Below are 16,163 nucleotides of genomic sequence, written 5' to 3'. Positions count from 1 at the left end.
GCGCAGGAAATGACATGGTACTTCACAAATAAGTGTAATAATCTTACATGGTTTCGATCAAAACTGACGAATGACGATCTCTTGTGATCCCTTTAGACGCTTTTGTCAAGTGGAAATCGATAATTACTCCTGTAATATCATTAACATGTACAATAAATATTTAACGTTCGATATGAAAGGTAGTGCATGATTATTGGCTAAATCCAAAGGATTATTAATAGACTTAGATGGGACGATGTATCACGGGCGTTATATGATACCTGGCGCTGACGCACTGATTAATCATTTGAAGACGAAGCAGATCCCTTATTTATTTGTAACCAATAATTCTACACGTACATCTGAAGATGTTGCGTGTTTATTGAATGAAATGGGAATTCAAGCGGAAGCGAAGGATATCTGCACTTCATCACAAGCAACTGCTGTGTATATTGCACAAAGAGATCCTGCAGCTAGAGTCGCTATTGTGGGAGAAGATGGGTTACGTCAAGCTTTGATCGAAGCGGGATTACAAATCGTAGAAGACAATCCACGATACGTCGTTCAGGGTATTGATCGAAACTTTACGTATGAGACATTATCATCCGCCGTTCGATGGATACGTGATGGGGCTAAATATATCGTTACGAATCCAGATTTACTTCTTCCATCCGATCATGGGTTAATTCCAGGGGCTGGAACGATTGCCGCTGCGATCGAAGCAGGTACCGGTGTGAAGCCTGTGATCATAGGGAAGCCTTCTCATCATTTGATGAATTACGCGATAGATATATTGAAATTAGATAGAACAGAAGTTACTGTTATTGGAGATAATATGCATACAGATATTTCTGCTGGCGTAGCAGCGGGGTGTTCAACCATATTAGTGCTCACAGGGATTACAACGAAAGAGAGCTTAGCATCGGACATTCGATTAGCGGGTATAGAACCTTCAATTGTATGTAAAGATCTTCAAGAACTACTTCAGCATCTATGAGGTATACACAATAATGAATAGGAAGAGGCGAATGCAGTGCCTGAAATGCCTGAATTAGAAAATTATCGGAAATGCATTTCCGAAAAAATATTAGATGCACCCATCAGTCAAGTGATAGTGAACAAGAAGAATTTAGTGAATATTGATGAAGATATACTCACATCGCAACTAAACAATATTAGAATTGTGTTTGTCGAGCGTCGGGGAAGATTTCTGAACTTTCATTTAGACAATGGTCATAGAATCCTTGTTAATCTTATCCCTGGTGGGTATATACAATATGGAACTGATGGGGATGGATTAGATCACCAAGCATCTATAGAAATAATATTTGGTGAATCAAGTCTATATTTCATCTTACCACGCACAGGATATCTACATTTATTATCTGCGAAGGAAGCAGGTGAGGTGTTAGGTCAACTTGGTCTTGAAGTAAATGATCGTAGATTGGACAGAGATCGTTTTGTGAAATTGGTAAAAGCACGTCGAGGATCTTTAAAGACATTACTAGTTAATCAAAGTGTAGTCGCTGGGATCGGTAATCGATATGCTGATGAGATTTCATTTCATGCCAAATTATCACCTACGACTAAGGTGCAGGATCTATCCATAGAAGAGGTAGAGGCATTGTATCATAGTATCAAATCAGTACTGAATCAAGCTATAGAATCAGGCGGGTCGATGAATAAGCCGTTCACACAGGATGATATTCAGACTGGGAATTATAAGTATCAAGTGTATGGTCGCGAAGGAGAAATATGTACTCAATGCACAGATATCATTACAAAAGTAGAATTGATTGGACGTAAATCCTTCTTATGTCCAACTTGCCAACATGAAAAGTAAGCAGACAATACATTTATATTTAGATGATGTTCGCAGATGTCCTAAGGGGTTCTCATTAGCTCGTAGTGGTGAGGAGTGTCTAATGATGTTGCGGGAATGTAACGTTGATATATTATCCCTCGATTATGAACTTGGTTGGGACAGTCCAATATGTGGTAGGGATGTAGTCATAGCTATGATTCGTGAACGATTGTTTCCACGTGAAGTATATTTACATACTTCTAGCATGCATGGGAAAAATGAGATGTATCAATTATTATTTGAACATAAACCGAAGGATATGGTTCTTCATAACGGCCCCATGGATGCAGAGAACCTTCATCGTATTGCGAAAGAAGCAGATTCGCGATGAGAGATCTCCAAGAGTTAGAAGTTCGTGATCTATTACACCGTAAAGATAAACCAGTCGTCTTATTTCTATACACACCATTATGTGGAACTTGTACAGCCGCGAAAAGAATGCTTACGGTTGTGGAACATTTAATTCCAGAAGACACGATTACAGCTATAAACGTGAATATGATGCCATTATTTGCACAAGAGTATAAGATCAGAAGTGTACCAGCGATAATGTTGATGGACGCGGGGCATGATGGCCTGCCCACCATTATTTATCGAATGGGCTCAGTGGAAGAATTGTTAGACGCGATAAGGAGTGTGATCGAATGATCTCGATGCAACATATCTCTCTTCAAAGGGACAAAGACATCATACTCAATGATGTATCTTTGGAAATTAAAAGTGGTGAGAACTGGGTCATATTAGGTCGTAATGGTTCCGGAAAGACGACACTACTTGAAATGATGACCGGATATTTATTTCCAAGTCAAGGTCGAGTAGAGGTGATGGGGAATATATATGGTCAATGTGATATTCGAGAAGTACGTAAAGATATTGGATATATTAGCCCCTCGCTATTGGAGAGAATGGCTCTGACGGATACAGTATGGGAAATTGTGGCTACAGGTGCCTATGCTTACTTACGTTTTTATGAAGCTATTCCACAAGACGTAAAGGAAAAGTCATATCGCCTATTGGAAGAGATGAATATCTCTCGATTAGCAGAGCATACCTTAGGAACCCTATCGCAAGGAGAACGTAAAAAGGTACTGTTAGCTCGATGCTTAATGGGTAACCCCAAGCTTCTCATTATGGACGAGCCATGTGCAGGTCTTGATCTGTTTGAACGGGAAAAAATGTTAGTGGAAGTAGATCGATTAAGACAAAGCAACATCAATGTTGTCTATGTTACACATCATGTAGAAGAAATTGTACCACTCTTTACACATGTTGCGCTTATAAAAGATGGAGAGTTAGTAGCTGCAGGACCTAAAGAACAAGTGTTGAATAAGGAAATGATTATGCGTACCTATGAAATTCCAGTTGAACTGGAATGGGACGGTGGACGTCCCTGGATCAAGGTAACTTCTGGAGGTTAATCCAACTTGGATGAATTAAATGTAAATGAAGAAGAAATACAAGAACAACAGCAAAGTCGATTTATCTGCACGGCTAATCATGGTTTCGCACCATTTGCTCAAGAAGAATTAAGACGCTTATTCGGGAGTGTTAAGAGTAGCGTCCTCGTGTCAGGTGAAGTATTTCTGGTGACGGTGGATTTTTCTTGGAAGGAAATAGCAACAATGCTTGCTCAAGAACCGCCAATCTTCGTTCGTCATATACAACCGGTAGAGATTGAGATTGCTACTCAAGAGTTGCGTAGTGGCCTGAATGATTTGAAAGAGTATGTATTAACCCAAACACAACTTCAAGGTTCCAACGTATCACTGCAAGTTCGTAAGTCAGAACAAAGCTTAAGTGATGTTAGCTCGGGAGCCCTGAGGGAACAGATCTTACATGATCTGCAAGACCAAGACACTCGATATGTTGTGCAAAATATGGATTGGATTCTTTCCGTGTTTGTCTCACAAGACCATATCTATGCAGGAATATCCCTTGCGGAAGATAATCTATCTGACTGGAGTGGTGGGGCTGTTCGATTCCAGAGGGAAGAAGGGCAGATATCTAGAGCCAAGTTCAAATTGCTTGAAGCAGAAAAAGCTTTTGGAATTGACTTTTCTGTATTTCGTCATGCACTTGATATTGGCGCTGCACCGGGTGGATGGACGTCGTTCTTACTTGAACGTGGTATCCATGTAACCGCAGTTGATCCAGCGAAGATGCATCCGTCTTTAATAGGTCATCCACAACTAAAGATCATGCGGAAGAATGCTTCCCAGGTACGTTTTAAGGATAACCAATTCGATTTGCTTGTTTGTGATATGAGCTGGAGTCCAAAACAAATGGTCAAGCTTGTAAAAGATCTATTATATTGCTTATCACCAGGTGGAACAGCAATTGTAACAATTAAGCTAATGCATAAAAAGCCAATGGCATTAATCAAAGAGGTAATTACATCGTTTGAAGAAGAACATTTGCAATTGCAATATGCAAAACAATTATTTCATAATCGAGATGAAATAACACTTCATATGATTAAATATTAAATCTATTAACGAGTGGATATCGATATGCACGAATGGTTTAAAGTCATTTAAAGGGTTGCGACAACCCAGTTTTAGAATTCAAGTGCACTGACGTTAAAAAATAGCTTTACAAGACTGTCATTTTGTAATATGCTTGTTCCAAAATTAACCAATCAATGCAACTGAGGGAAAGTATCCCGAAAAGTTCAAGGAGAACCGGTCTTAACCGACTCTTTACTTTTCAGGGTACTTTCCCTTTTTGTGTTGAGGTAAGGAGGTGAAATGTTGAAAGAACCATCATTATTACGTCAGGGTCATATTATTGGTGACAGATATTTGATTAACCGGATCATTGGATCAGGAGGAACAAGTCATGTTTATTTGGCTGATGATCTTAAATTACCAGGTAAGCAATGGGCAGTGAAAGAATGCTTCATATCGTCACCGCAACTTGAATATCAAATTGGGGAAGAAGCGAAGTTGCTTACGACATTAAATCATCCTCGTCTACCAAGGATAGTAGACTTCTTTCCATCATATGAGCATGGGAGTACGTATTTGGTCATGGATCATATCGATGGTATGACATTAGAGAAATATTTCATCAGTCATGATCGTATATTAAAGCGAAGTTTGATTCTACAATTAACAGATCAAATTCTTGATGTTCTAGAATATTTGCATACACATCAACCTGTGATCGTATTTCGTGACCTAAAACCATCCAATATTATGTTAACACCTGAACTAGAGCTGTGTCTGATTGACTTCGGAATTGCTAGGAATTACAAACGAGAACAAGATCAGGATACAGTCAAGCTAGGTACGGTTGGTTTTGCAGCGCCAGAACAATATGGTGGGGGTCAAAGCGACGAGAGGTCTGACCTATACGGATTAGGTGCATTACTCTTATATCTTGTCACCGAGGGGGCTCGAAGTGAGTGGTCTGATGGGGTTGAATCATATATTCGATCTGACTATTCCAAGGAAGATATTGCAGTCATCCGCAAATTATTGCAATTATCTCCAATACAACGGTATCAAAGCGTAAATGAAGTTAGAGAAGCGCTGAAATCACAAGATAAACTAGTAGGCCACCGAGACAAAATCAACAATTCAATACATGACAATAAAAATTTAGGAACCGATGTCATCGCAGTAATGGGGGCAAGTCGTGGTGCGGGAACTACGCATACCGCGATATGCATCGCACATTATTTAGCTAGAAAGCACAATAAGGTTGCTATTGTTGAACTTAATACCCAAGTATCGAGTTTTGTTAGAATCCAAGAAATTGTTGATGGGCATATACCTTTTCAGAATCAAAGAAAGCAGTGTTTCCTCGTAGAAGATGTTGATTATTATCGTCAGTGTACAAGTTCTAAATTCGTTGAATTGTTAGATGGAAAGTATTCATATGTTGTATTGGATATGGGCTGGTTCCAGGATGTTCAGGCAATGGAGGAATTTCTGCGAGCTGATATCCCTATCCTTGTCGGCTGGGGATCAGAGTGGCGATATCAGGATATGGAAAAGGCCCTTGTTCACCTAAAGCAATATATTCAGAAGAAGTGGATATATTGTATGCCTTTAGCGGCTATGGATGCGGTCAAGCGACTTCGCAAACATGTAGGAACAATGAAGGCTTATAGCCTACCGTTACATGTTGACCCTTTTGATATGAATGAAGAGATGGATCACATGCTTACAGATATGTTGTATAAATACATACCCAACTTAAAAAGACGTAAAAGGTTTTATCTTATTTAGTCTATGTAATGCACAAATATACATGTGCTCTTTGGCACAGAAGGGAGAAGATATGGGTACAGTGGCATTTTGGAGTCCACTACTTGGGGGAAGTGGTAATACTGCGCACGCTCTTACTGTTGCATCGATGATTGGTTTAGAATATCGGACAAAATTGTTGCTCGGTCATGGTGGTAAATGGGAAGAGCGTATTGAAAAGGGTATTCAAGAAACAACTATGAGATTGGATGACAGATTGGTAACAACATATAAAGAATGCGGAATGGATGCGTTAGAACGATTGTGTTTAAATCGGAGACTCAATAAAGAGAATATCCGTGATTATACGACTCCTTTAATGTATGGAGGGATAGATTTCATTACTGGGAATGCCAAAAAGGAAGGAACACTGCCAGGTTATCGTTGTACATTAATACCCTCGATTCTATCCATGGCTAATCAATATTATGATCTCAATCTAATGGATGCAGGATGTGGATGTGATGAACTAGATAAGAGGGGCGATGGAGCAATTCTCTCTTCTGCAGATCTGATTGTCGTAAGTCTTACACAAAATATTCAAACGTTAGAAGCCTTCTTTTCCGGATCAAATCTACCACCAGAACTTCAACATAAGCCTTACATGTTGGTAATTGGAAAGTATGATCGACATTCTCATACTACAATTCAGCATATCAAAAGGAGATTTGGGTATCATGGTTCAATTCATGGCATACCGTATTCAACAGACTTACTGGATGCATGGAATATGAGAGCGGTGTTGCCATTCATGCATCGAAGTCGTCATAAGAATACACATCAATCAGCCTACCCATTCTATGAGAGTATTCGATCATTATCTAGAGATATTATGAATCAAATGAATTTAGCGAACACATGGAAGGACATCATTAAAGGAGCATAAAAGATATTGTATTTATCAAGAATATGATTATTGAATTGTGAAGTAAGGGGTGTGTATTTAGATGTCTAAGCTAAGGCAACGTACTAAGAAGTTAATCTTATCAGGTATGATCGGCGCGTTGGTTATGGGTATCTTAGCTTCAATCATTGCGATATATATATTTAATAAACAAGCGAAGGATCATCAATTATTACGAATAGCATATGAACGTGAATTGAACGAAATAAAAGAGAATATTTATGATCAACAATCTCTTTTACAAAAGGTTGTCGTGACATCGAGAAAGGTCCCAGCAGGTGTGACACTAACCAAGGATGATTTAAAGATTATTCAGATCCCTGATACGCAATCACCTGACAACATCATTCATACTCAGGATGAACTGGTAGGTAAAATTATGAAGTTAGAAGTAGGATTAAACACGCCCATTATACATTCTATGGTATTTGAAGAGGGAATAACGCCACAGGATCTACGTGCACAAGAATATAATGTGATGCAATTACCAACAACCATACGAAAAGGACAGTTTGTTGATGTACGAATTTCCTTTCCAACAGGGGAGGACTTCATCGTCTTATCAAAGAAAAAAGTGAATAATGTGTCAGGAACAACAGTCTGGTATAACGTCAATGAGTCAGAAATCCTCGCGATGTCAAGCGCTATGGTAGACGCATATCTTAACAGTGCAAAGATTTATGCCAACACTTATGTTGATCCATACATTCAAGAAAAGGCCATTATAAATTATCCACTTAAGGTAGAAGTGATCAATTTAATTGAATCTAATCCCAATATATTGTTAAAAGCACGAGAACAACTACAAATGGCTGCTAGAAAAAATTTAGAGCTAAACCTTTCTAAGATGAATGAAACCGACAAAATGCAAGTTAAAAACAACAGTATGTTGTTACCTCCAAAAGAAGACATCATCCAACCCTATAATCAATCCAATAATCAAGCTATAACTGAATCAGACAATAGGGATGTATTTGATCAACAATTAATCAAATAAGGAAAGAAAGGAGCTTTGAATTGAAATATGCTTTGTTTATAGGTGTGTGCGATATTAGTGACTTACTTCAATACACATGTAAAGTCGTTACAAGCTTAGGTCGAAGAACTCTTCTTGTAGACGCTACCAAAGAGAGATTCATTCAATATGCTACACCGACGCCTCAGTCGGACATGAGATTGATCGATTTCGAGGGATTTGATGTTGCTTCAGGGTATGCTACTTTATCAGAATTAGAATCTTCGCTTATGGATAATGATCCATATGAACATGTCATCATTCATAGCAATCTTCCGCATTTTGTGAATAAAGATGATCTGAATAAGGTGGAGAAAAAATACGTAGTGTCAACGATGGAGAAATGGAATATCGAGAAGACAGTTGAATTGTTAGAGGGTTACTTGGATTATCCAGATAAATCAGGTGATGAAGAGTTTACAAAAGTCATTCTGAATCGTGTAGAAACGAATATTGCTGATGACTTCTTAGAGCATATATTAGCCAATAACCCTTTAAGATGGTCGGACAAGTCTTTCGAATTTATCTATGATGAAGTAGATTACGCTACAAAAATTAATAATCAACATCATGGATTGATCAACATAAGAAAGTTATCTAAACATTACAAGCACAATCTTCATCGGATAACGAAAGAGATTACTGGGATAGAAGATAAGCCTATTAGAACAGCGATGAAACTAGTCATGAGGAGGTCTTAGCATGGGACAAGTTGCATTTTGGAGCAATCGTCAAGGACAAGCGGGAAACACTGCGAATATGATTGCTGTTGCTATGTTGATAGGAACAGAATATGTCACTAGGGTCATGTTAGCGCATACACAATCGGAAATATCTACCTTAGAGAAATCCTTGGTAAGAGAGAGTAAATCAAATTATGAATACCGTGATGAATATACGAACATTGGAATGGATGCACTTCAGAGATTAGTAAAGAGTAATCGTCTTGTACCTAATAATGTACAAGATTATGCCATACCCATCTTGAGAAATCGACTAGATCTCATTCCAGGCACATCCAAACGTTACGAAGAAACGTCAGATATTATGCCTACAATATTGGATGTTATTCTTCATGTAGCTAAATCGTATTATGATATTTCATTCGTTGATGTGAACAGTGGAACCTACAATCCATTAACGAATTCAGTCCTTGCATCTTCAGACTTAATCGTAGTTAACCTTAACCAGAATGTATACGTCCTGAATGAGTTTTTTCAGGAAACACCAACATGTCTGAAGGATAAGAAATACATCATCGTATTAGGGAAATATGATCGATATTCAAAATACACGGTAGCCAATATTGTACGTATGTATCAATGTAAGGTTCCGATATACACCGTTCCTCATTCCACAGGATTTATGGATGGGTGTAATGATCAAAAAGTTGTTGAATTCTTTTTGAAGAATAAGAATGTGAAAACAACCGATGAGAACAACCTTTTCATGACAGAAGTTAGAAAATTAAGTATAGGAATTATGGAAGCCGTGGACATAGATGTAAGGATCTTTAGTGAGAAGGGGGCTTCATGAAGCCATGAGTCTAGGTTATATTCTTAACTTCGCCCTCATCGTATTCATAGTATTTCTTGTGGGAAGTGTTGTGTTGTTTAAGCTTACAGAAAAGCGACAGTCTAGAATTGATCCGCATGCATTAGATAAGAAATATACCATTGATGGCATGATAGCGTATTTAAGAGCAGCACTCGATGACATGACGAAGACAAACCTTGAACATCTAGGGTTATCAGAAGAGGAATTTATTCGTCGAACGAATCAAATGCTACTTCTCAAAAAGTCACTAAAGGGAAGCACACACGGCGATTTACAAGACAAGCTCTACGTAAAAGAAACGATGTTTGATCTATTTATGAAGAACTATAGTTTGAATGATGACAATATCAATTGGATTATTTCCTTTGAAGATCATAGGTCATTAACTTCCCAAGATAAATTTGAGATTATGTTATATCACTACAAGAAACAACATCGATATGATGCACTTGCCAAATGGATTGACACACATAGATTAGCTGAGCTAAAAGCGGTCATTGAAGACGGTCGTTGCGAATCATACATTATTACTTCAGAAGAGATAGATGATGTATTCAGACAAGAATGGGTGCCATTAACATTCGAGGATAAGCTTTATATTATCGTTCAGAGGATTTATCAACAATTCAAGGGATTTAGTGTGATCGATGAGATTCGTGAAATGAGAATCGATGGTGTCTCAGGTGGCGTCTCAGGGACACCTATTAATCAACTTGACCCCGACGATGGTATGAACTATTTCGCAGACCAGATTAATCATCATGAACACTTGATGGCACATGATAGTGTATGGATATTTTTCAGAGGTAAATCTATTCACTTGTCATTTCTAAGCTTTGGTACTGAGAGTGAACTTATCCGGGTGTGTCAGAATATATACAAATACAAGAATCCTGGTCAACTCTCGGAACACAACGGATTTAAGGTGAACGAAATGAAAGATGGATCTAGAATTGTCGTGGTGCGCCCCCCTTTTGCAGAATCATGGGCATTCTTCGTAAGAAAGTTCGATACCCAAAGTGCGACCTTAGAACAATGGGTTAGTTCGAATATGATCAATCGTGACTTGGTCATACAACTGCTCATTGCTCTTGTTAGAGGTGGGCGGGTGACAGCTATTACAGGTTCACAAGGAAGCGGAAAGACAACACTATTAATGGCACTTGTACAATATATTCATGCAACCTATACGTTGCGAGTTCAAGAAATGTCATTTGAATTACATCTGCGGAAGATTTATAGACAAAGAAACATCCTTACTTTTAGGGAAACGGATTCTATTACTGGCCAGGAAGGACTTGATATTCAAAAGAAAACAGATGGGACGGTCAATATCCTGGGAGAAGTTGCAACAGATAAAGTTGCGGCATGGATGATTCAGATGACGCAAGTGGCAAGTTTATTTACAATATTCACGCATCACGCCAAGACTTTTCAGAATCTGATCTATTCCCTTCGTAATTCCTTGTTAAAAACGAATGTGTTTCAGAATGAAAAGATTGCAGAGGAGGAAGTCGTTCGAGTCATTAACTTTAACATCCATTTATCCAAGGATCCGGATGGAACCAGATATATCGCTCGAATCACGGAATGTATACCATTGGAACAACATCAGAATCAGATTGATTTCTCTCAAATGAATCATCCAGATCAAACCCTACAAGCTTTATTTCAAGCAACGACAGAATACTTCGAACGTAGTACAGATCGCAAAGTGTTCAAGGAATCTAATATCGTTGAGTACAAGAATGGAGAATATATGGCGGTCAATCCTATATCACAGAGAAATATGAATGAAATGATGGACTTAATGTCATCTTCTGAACAAGAGGAATTTCAGCAATGTATCAACAGATTCTGGGGGTAAGAAGAAATGGATGTTAAAACGGTCGCATGGATGATATTCATAAGTTCTATCTTCCTCAGTGCTGTGTTGTATATGATCGTTACCTGTATTAATCGTAGAGCAAATAGTAATGGGACAAGCCAGGCCATCAAGAGTTATGAAGACCTTGTTGGTTCAAATAAATCGAATTGGAGAAGAAAGTTCGACTATATTATGCAAGATTCTTATCTTGCTTACTACAGAATACCTTTTCTTCGCACATATGTTCTATCCATCAGGCGTAGATTACAAGCCATTCATTCCTATGATGAAATAAGAATGCGAAGAGAGACCATGAAGATTGTCTTTTCAACATTCGGCATCATATCTGTCACTGTATTACTTCTAATGACCCTTCATCAAGACGTGACATACATCTTTATGTTGTTATTAGGTGCCGTGATTGTTAATGGTATGTTGATAGATACTTTTATACACAAAGTGGAGGATCGATTACTGATTCAATTAAGAGATCTTAATAAGGATATAAGGTACCATTATCACCAGTATGGAATGATCGAGGAAGCGCTTATTGAAGCAGCAGATGCATCCAATTCTGAAGCTAGTCTTCATGCAAGGAAAGTCTATCAGATTATTAAAGATGATGATGAACTTCCAGAAGATAAACTTGAGAAATACTATCATACAGCACCCAATAGATTCTTGAAATCATTTGCTGGTCTATCTTACTTGGTGAAAGAATTTGGAGATAAGGAGATGGATGGGGGTTCTTTATATTTAATTAATCTTAATAGACTTAACGAGGAAATTAACTTGGAAATTCTAAAAAGATCGAAACTAAATTATTTGTTATCAGGACTTTCAGTTATTGCCATTGCACCGGTCTTATTTACGAAACCGATCCAACTATGGGCAGGTAAAATGTTTCCAGCGATGCAAGAGTTCTATAGTAGTAAGCTTGGGTTCATTATTCAAATGATCTGCTTCGCCATTGTGTTGTTATCTTATATATTGATTAAAAAAATGAAGGATCAACAAGATGGAACGTATGTCGTTGTGGAGAGAAAAAGGCCATGGGAAAGGTTGGTTCTTCGAATTCCATTTGTGGATTGGTTTGTATTTCGTGTAACACCTACCAAGCGATCACCACAGCATTTTAAGATAGGTAGATTATTAAAAGATGCCAACGCTGGTTATCCCATGAATTGGCATATGCTTCATCGTCTAATTCTATGTATTGTTCTCACGATAGGAATGTTAACTTCATTTATTACAATGCATGCGATCACGGTGAAGAATGTGATGGAGGCGCCTACGACGAGTGGCACTTTATTTGGCAGAATGTCAGATAAAGATCTACAACAAGCCCAATCTATAACGGATTTCGATCGAAATATGATGGTACAGCTTAAAGGAGTGCCCAAAGATCAGATCCAGAATCGAATCGTTCGTGAAATGACGAGTATAGAAAGTGTTTCCTCTGATGTGACATTACTTAATACATCTGTAGTAAGAATTCTATCCAAGATTCATAAGATCGAATCCGAATATTTGAAATGGTGGGAAGTATTAATCTGTATATGGATGGGGTGGATTGGATACCAAATTCCTTATTGGATATTGTGCTTCCAGAAGCGAATGAGAGCTATGGATATGCAGAATGAAGTGGATCAGTTCCATACGATTATTGCGATGTTATCAGAAATTGACCGTGTATCTGTTGAGATTATTCTGGAATGGATGGAACGATTCGCATCTATCTTCAAACAACCTCTCCATACATGTGTCATCAATTATGAGAGTGGAGCAAATGCTGCCCTTAGTAAATTGATGAATGATGCTCCTTATATACCATTGGTAAGAACGATAGAACGGCTTCAGTTAGCTGTGGAGAGAATTCCTATCAAACTTGCCTTTGATGATCTGGAATCTGAGAGAAACTACAATTATGAGCAGCGTAAACAGAATTATGAACGAACCTTGGAATCGAAAGCCAATTGGGGCAGAATGATCGGGTTCTCGCCAATGTATGCTGTTATTTTTCTCTACTTAGTTATTCCACTGATCTACGTGAGTATCAACCAGATGGGTATTTACTATGAACAAATCAATAGATTATAAATAATTTATTTAACCACAACACTTAGGAGGAACTATTATGAATAATGCTTCATCCGCTTTGAAAGTATCTGCAGGTATTTTTTTGACGATTGCTCTAATTACGATTGTTGTAGTCTTATTTATTTCTGCACAAGAGGCTACGAAGACGGCTCAAAGTAGCTTTGCGGATATTCAAACAGAGATGTCCCAAGCATCGTTCACCGTATATGACAATACAACCGTATCTGGTAGTCAAGTATTAAATGCACTTCGTAAGTTCAAGGACAAAGAACAATTTGGTGTTGAAGTGAGAACAGGTAAGAATACGACTGGTTCTTGGTATTTTGAAAGAATAAATACGCTAAATAATCCAGGAGAATCTGATTACGGATCTGTTATGAATACTGGAGCTACAGGGCAGATTACACGTGCTAGTAATGAATCTGAGAATGATTACGTGAATCCATCCGGCAAGTTCGAAGCTCAGGTTGTTAAAGACAATAGTAACGTTATTCGTGCAATCACTTTTAAACAGAAATAATAGATTAGATTTCATAGTAGGAGAGGGATGTAAATATTACATCTCTTTTCTAACGAGAAAGTAGTTGATGTTTATCGCTATTGAAAATAATACTGCCGATGCCATTGGTCTTAGTTGCGTTATATCTGCATTCATCGTCTCGGTCTCCATGTCTTTATACTTATTCACAACGACTGGAGATACGATACAAAAAATGGTCGATATGAATACGCAACTCGATAAAAATATACATACTACGCTTAAGGTTCCTATTGCATTTTCTGTAAGCGGTGCGCAAGTAAGACAATCTCTTTATGTGATACGTGATATTGGTGTTGATATTGAAGTGAATGGTGTAATGTATTCGACATCAATAGATCCAACAACTCTCGATGTGTCATCAATTAACCTCAACAAGAAATATACACCTACATATATAAGAGACGATAAGGGCGCATTAACCATGTTACGTTTTAATTAAAAGGGGTTGTTATATCTTGTCTAATTCATTTGCTAACGTATTTGCTGCGATTATAGCAATTGCTCTTCTATTAATATGGCCTGTATCCAGTGCATTGAATAAACAAGATGATGTATCTGAGGTTATCGTACTCCATTCCATCACCCAGTTCGTAGATTCTGTCCGGGATAAGGGATATATCACACCTACGATGTATACAGTATTTGAGGAGCAAATGGCTTTGACAGGAAACAGTTATGATATTCAAATGGTTCATCGCCACAAAAGATATGATCCTGTGTACAATGATGATGGCGTGTTCCAAGATGAATTCAACGTTCATTATGAGGAATTCTTCAATGCTGATATCCACAAGAGAATATTTCCCAATGATTCTAATGAACCTGTAGATTCTGCAGATCGGGTCTACACATTTACAATGGGCGACTTATTCGATGTGACGGTCAAAAACACCAATCGAACGCTCGGAACACTGATGAATGATTTCCTTACAGCTGGCATTCATAATCCTAATGAGAGAATCGTTATTCCGTATGGAGGCATGGTCCTCAATGAAGACTATTATTAAATTCGCGATATTATCTGTTGCGATTCTTCTACCCTATAGTGTGTTCAATAGTATTCATCTTGATCAACATCGTCAGAACCTACTATTTGAAATTCGCTATAATCGGGCGATCGATACGGCAACACAAGATGCTGCCAAGGCTCTATTAACGAATAGTGAACATCAAGATGAAATGAACTATGAAGTGGTCAAAAAAATGAAGATCAATAAAGAGGATGCCGTACAAGCATTCTTTCATACGATGTATTTAAATTTTGGCGTATTTCATGATGTAGATGGACAAGGGGTATTGAAAAGTTATGTTCCAGCGATTGTTATCGTGGGATATGACGGTTACTATCTGTATTCCTGGGATGAATATACAAATGCCGCTGGTGAAAAGGAACTACAACATGTATGGAGCCCTAAAAAGCCATATTCATATTCAGATTCATATGGAAATACATTTGCGTTTACATTAGATGATTATGTCATTGTAAATCGCAATGAGGATAATAGCTGGTTAAAAGGCTTTCGCAGTGAAATTTCGACACACGCTAACATTCCTTTACTAGATCATGCTGACACATACGATCAGGTACGTAGAACCGCTATCGTAAATACGATACAACAAGACCTTGAATATCAGATTAATCAATATAACAATTATACCAAGCGTTACGGAGTAGCATATACCTTTACCCTTCCCCTCATTAGTCAAGAAGAATGGCACAATACAATAGATGATGTAGGTGTATTAGCTTTTATTCAAGGTATTCCATTGGGTGGTAAGTATTATAACAATTATGCTTTGGGGGGCAGCAGAGTTGTGAAACAACAGCAATACCATGGGATAATGGCGAACGGACGTAAATACTATTACTCACGTAAAGCGTGTAGTTCTTCTTTTACAACAGTAGAGGTATTCACCTCTGAACGTGATGCTGCTGCCAATGGTTATATTCCGTTGGAATGTAAGGTTGGATATAGACCTTAACGTTTGACACTGGGAACTTATTGGTGTCTATAACAAGGCAAGTATCCAGAATGAGACAAAGTGATATGGACACCAACTTGTGTTACTTAATAACCAATAT

17 protein-coding genes are annotated in these 16,163 nt (G+C 38.0%); all 17 read left to right on the top strand.

Translation table 11 applies throughout. The features are described 5' to 3' along the window. The first annotated feature begins 193 nt into the window (after positions 1 to 193). The 17 genes from ACH8E3_RS00215 to ACH8E3_RS00135 all read left to right on the top strand — a co-directional run bounded on the left by ACH8E3_RS00215 (position 194) and on the right by ACH8E3_RS00135 (position 16,063). Positions 194 to 976 (top strand): TIGR01457 family HAD-type hydrolase, encoded by a 783-nt coding sequence (locus ACH8E3_RS00215; protein ID WP_458630573.1) that lies wholly within the window; start codon positions 194 to 196, stop codon positions 974 to 976. Between the two features lie 45 nt (positions 977 to 1,021). Next, positions 1,022 to 1,822 carry an Fpg/Nei family DNA glycosylase gene (locus ACH8E3_RS00210; RefSeq protein ID WP_458630882.1) on the top strand — a complete coding sequence of 267 codons (801 nt, stop codon included), beginning with the start codon at positions 1,022 to 1,024 and terminating at the stop codon, positions 1,820 to 1,822. Next, on the top strand, positions 1,812 to 2,174 hold the full coding sequence (locus tag ACH8E3_RS00205) for a cyclic-phosphate processing receiver domain-containing protein (protein WP_458630572.1): 363 nt from the start codon (positions 1,812 to 1,814) through the stop codon (positions 2,172 to 2,174). The genes ACH8E3_RS00210 and ACH8E3_RS00205 overlap by 11 nt, the downstream gene beginning before the upstream one ends. Then, positions 2,171 to 2,491: a thioredoxin family protein gene (locus ACH8E3_RS00200; protein WP_458630571.1), complete on the top strand. Its 321-nt coding sequence runs from the start codon at positions 2,171 to 2,173 to the stop codon at positions 2,489 to 2,491. Before ACH8E3_RS00205 ends, ACH8E3_RS00200 begins: the two co-directional genes overlap by 4 nt. Next, positions 2,488 to 3,261: an ABC transporter ATP-binding protein gene (locus ACH8E3_RS00195; protein ID WP_458630570.1), complete on the top strand. Its 774-nt coding sequence runs from the start codon at positions 2,488 to 2,490 to the stop codon at positions 3,259 to 3,261. The genes ACH8E3_RS00200 and ACH8E3_RS00195 overlap by 4 nt, the downstream gene beginning before the upstream one ends. A 6-nt stretch (positions 3,262 to 3,267) precedes the next feature. Beyond that, entirely contained in the window at positions 3,268 to 4,329 is a 1,062-nt protein-coding gene (locus ACH8E3_RS00190) for an SAM-dependent methyltransferase (protein WP_458630569.1), read from the top strand. A 261-nt stretch (positions 4,330 to 4,590) separates the two neighbouring features. After that, complete coding sequence (locus ACH8E3_RS00185) at positions 4,591 to 6,078, top strand: serine/threonine protein kinase (RefSeq protein WP_458630568.1); 1,488 nt, start codon at positions 4,591 to 4,593, stop codon at positions 6,076 to 6,078. Positions 6,079 to 6,130: 52 nt separating this feature from the next. Next, on the top strand, positions 6,131 to 6,982 hold the full coding sequence (locus ACH8E3_RS00180; RefSeq protein ID WP_458630567.1) for a hypothetical protein: 852 nt from the start codon (positions 6,131 to 6,133) through the stop codon (positions 6,980 to 6,982). Between the two features lie 61 nt (positions 6,983 to 7,043). Beyond that, positions 7,044 to 7,997, top strand: a complete 954-nt coding sequence (locus ACH8E3_RS00175) for an SAF domain-containing protein (protein ID WP_458630566.1) — start codon at positions 7,044 to 7,046, stop codon at positions 7,995 to 7,997. Between the two features lie 20 nt (positions 7,998 to 8,017). After that, positions 8,018 to 8,716 carry a hypothetical protein gene (locus ACH8E3_RS00170; protein WP_458630565.1) on the top strand — a complete coding sequence of 233 codons (699 nt, stop codon included), beginning with the start codon at positions 8,018 to 8,020 and terminating at the stop codon, positions 8,714 to 8,716. A 1-nt stretch (position 8,717) separates the two neighbouring features. After that, the gene (locus tag ACH8E3_RS00165) at positions 8,718 to 9,551 is read left to right on the top strand and encodes a chromosome partitioning protein ParA (protein WP_458630564.1); all 834 of its coding nucleotides are present in this window, start codon (positions 8,718 to 8,720) and stop codon (positions 9,549 to 9,551) included. A gap of 4 nt (positions 9,552 to 9,555) precedes the next feature. Next, positions 9,556 to 11,439 carry a pilus assembly protein CpaF gene (locus tag ACH8E3_RS00160; RefSeq protein ID WP_458630563.1) on the top strand — a complete coding sequence of 628 codons (1,884 nt, stop codon included), beginning with the start codon at positions 9,556 to 9,558 and terminating at the stop codon, positions 11,437 to 11,439. Positions 11,440 to 11,445: 6 nt separating this feature from the next. Then, positions 11,446 to 13,539 carry a hypothetical protein gene (locus tag ACH8E3_RS00155; RefSeq protein ID WP_458630562.1) on the top strand — a complete coding sequence of 698 codons (2,094 nt, stop codon included), beginning with the start codon at positions 11,446 to 11,448 and terminating at the stop codon, positions 13,537 to 13,539. 37 nt (positions 13,540 to 13,576) lie between these two features. Continuing rightward, positions 13,577 to 14,059: an ABC transporter permease gene (locus tag ACH8E3_RS00150; protein ID WP_458630561.1), complete on the top strand. Its 483-nt coding sequence runs from the start codon at positions 13,577 to 13,579 to the stop codon at positions 14,057 to 14,059. Between the two features lie 67 nt (positions 14,060 to 14,126). After that, positions 14,127 to 14,519 carry a hypothetical protein gene (locus ACH8E3_RS00145; protein WP_458630560.1) on the top strand — a complete coding sequence of 131 codons (393 nt, stop codon included), beginning with the start codon at positions 14,127 to 14,129 and terminating at the stop codon, positions 14,517 to 14,519. 16 nt (positions 14,520 to 14,535) lie between these two features. Next, positions 14,536 to 15,087: a hypothetical protein gene (locus tag ACH8E3_RS00140; protein ID WP_458630559.1), complete on the top strand. Its 552-nt coding sequence runs from the start codon at positions 14,536 to 14,538 to the stop codon at positions 15,085 to 15,087. Then, the gene (locus ACH8E3_RS00135; RefSeq protein ID WP_458630558.1) at positions 15,071 to 16,063 is read left to right on the top strand and encodes a hypothetical protein; all 993 of its coding nucleotides are present in this window, start codon (positions 15,071 to 15,073) and stop codon (positions 16,061 to 16,063) included. Before ACH8E3_RS00140 ends, ACH8E3_RS00135 begins: the two co-directional genes overlap by 17 nt. Positions 16,064 to 16,163: the final 100 nt, after the last annotated feature.

It is taken from the genome of Paenibacillus sp. CMAA1364, from assembly GCF_054373195.1.
This window is presented reverse-complemented; position numbering and strand designations above follow the sequence as displayed.

What these genes read in the sequence shown, in the direction of transcription:
- ACH8E3_RS00210 (WP_458630882.1), top strand. Translation starts at nt 1,022, where the DNA reads ATGCCTGAATTAGAAAATTATCGGAAATGCATTTCCGAAAAAATATTA.
- ACH8E3_RS00205 (WP_458630572.1), top strand. Translation starts at nt 1,812, where the DNA reads ATGAAAAGTAAGCAGACAATACATTTATATTTAGATGATGTTCGCAGA.
- ACH8E3_RS00200 (WP_458630571.1), top strand. Translation starts at nt 2,171, where the DNA reads ATGAGAGATCTCCAAGAGTTAGAAGTTCGTGATCTATTACACCGTAAA.
- ACH8E3_RS00195 (WP_458630570.1), top strand. Translation starts at nt 2,488, where the DNA reads ATGATCTCGATGCAACATATCTCTCTTCAAAGGGACAAAGACATCATA.
- ACH8E3_RS00185 (WP_458630568.1), top strand. Translation starts at nt 4,591, where the DNA reads ATGTTGAAAGAACCATCATTATTACGTCAGGGTCATATTATTGGTGAC.
- ACH8E3_RS00180 (WP_458630567.1), top strand. Translation starts at nt 6,131, where the DNA reads ATGGGTACAGTGGCATTTTGGAGTCCACTACTTGGGGGAAGTGGTAAT.
- ACH8E3_RS00175 (WP_458630566.1), top strand. Translation starts at nt 7,044, where the DNA reads ATGTCTAAGCTAAGGCAACGTACTAAGAAGTTAATCTTATCAGGTATG.
- ACH8E3_RS00165 (WP_458630564.1), top strand. Translation starts at nt 8,718, where the DNA reads ATGGGACAAGTTGCATTTTGGAGCAATCGTCAAGGACAAGCGGGAAAC.
- ACH8E3_RS00160 (WP_458630563.1), top strand. Translation starts at nt 9,556, where the DNA reads ATGAGTCTAGGTTATATTCTTAACTTCGCCCTCATCGTATTCATAGTA.
- ACH8E3_RS00155 (WP_458630562.1), top strand. Translation starts at nt 11,446, where the DNA reads ATGGATGTTAAAACGGTCGCATGGATGATATTCATAAGTTCTATCTTC.
- ACH8E3_RS00150 (WP_458630561.1), top strand. Translation starts at nt 13,577, where the DNA reads ATGAATAATGCTTCATCCGCTTTGAAAGTATCTGCAGGTATTTTTTTG.
- ACH8E3_RS00145 (WP_458630560.1), top strand. Translation starts at nt 14,127, where the DNA reads ATGTTTATCGCTATTGAAAATAATACTGCCGATGCCATTGGTCTTAGT.
- ACH8E3_RS00135 (WP_458630558.1), top strand. Translation starts at nt 15,071, where the DNA reads ATGAAGACTATTATTAAATTCGCGATATTATCTGTTGCGATTCTTCTA.